Origin of the sequence: Salinicola socius (assembly GCF_001937195.1) — a bacterium.
GTDB lineage: Bacteria > Pseudomonadota > Gammaproteobacteria > Pseudomonadales > Halomonadaceae > Salinicola > Salinicola socius.
In genome coordinates, this window is record NZ_MSDO01000040.1 from 1 (window position 1) to 628 (window position 628).

1 protein-coding gene is annotated in these 628 nt (G+C 65.8%); it reads right to left on the reverse strand.

Going from position 1 to position 628, the window contains the following annotated elements; all coding sequences use genetic code 11:
- Positions 1–628: Ig-like domain-containing protein (locus tag BTW07_RS19710; RefSeq protein WP_167369286.1), on the reverse strand; the 628-nt coding region annotated here is incomplete at both ends.

Below are 628 nucleotides of genomic sequence, written 5' to 3' on the forward strand. Positions count from 1 at the left end.
ACGCCGCCATCGTTATCGGTGGCGGTATAGCTGAAGGTGACGTCGCGGCTCTCGCCCGCGGCGAGACCGTCGAAGTCGGTGCCGGGCGTGAAGTTGTAGCTGCCGTCGCTATTAAAGCTGAGGCTGCCGTTGCCGGTGCCGACATCCGTCGCCAGGTCGTAACCGGCGATCGTCCCATCGACATCCGATGCCGCCGGGACCTGACCGGTCAGCAGCGTGTTCTCTTCCGTCGTGGCCGTGCCTGCCTGAGCGACCGGCGCATCGTTGGTGCCAGTCACCGTTACGGTCAGCGTCGAGGTGGCGGTGCCGCCCTGGCCATCGCTGACGGTATAGCTGACTTTAGTGGTATCGGTCTGACCCGCGGCCAGGCGATCGAACGCCGTGCCCGGATTGAAGCTGTAGGAGCCGTCGGCGTTAAGGGTAAAGGTCCCACCGTTGGAGCCGGTGATGGCCTGCCCCACGCTACCTGTTACGCCGTTGACCGCGCTGACACTCAGCGTGCCGCCATCGACATCGCTGTCGTTGGCCAGCACGCCCTGGGACGCGGCGATATTGAGAGTAGCGTTCTCGCCGGTGCTGCCGGTATCGGCGCGGGCGACCGGGGCGTCGTTGGTGCCGGTCACCGTTA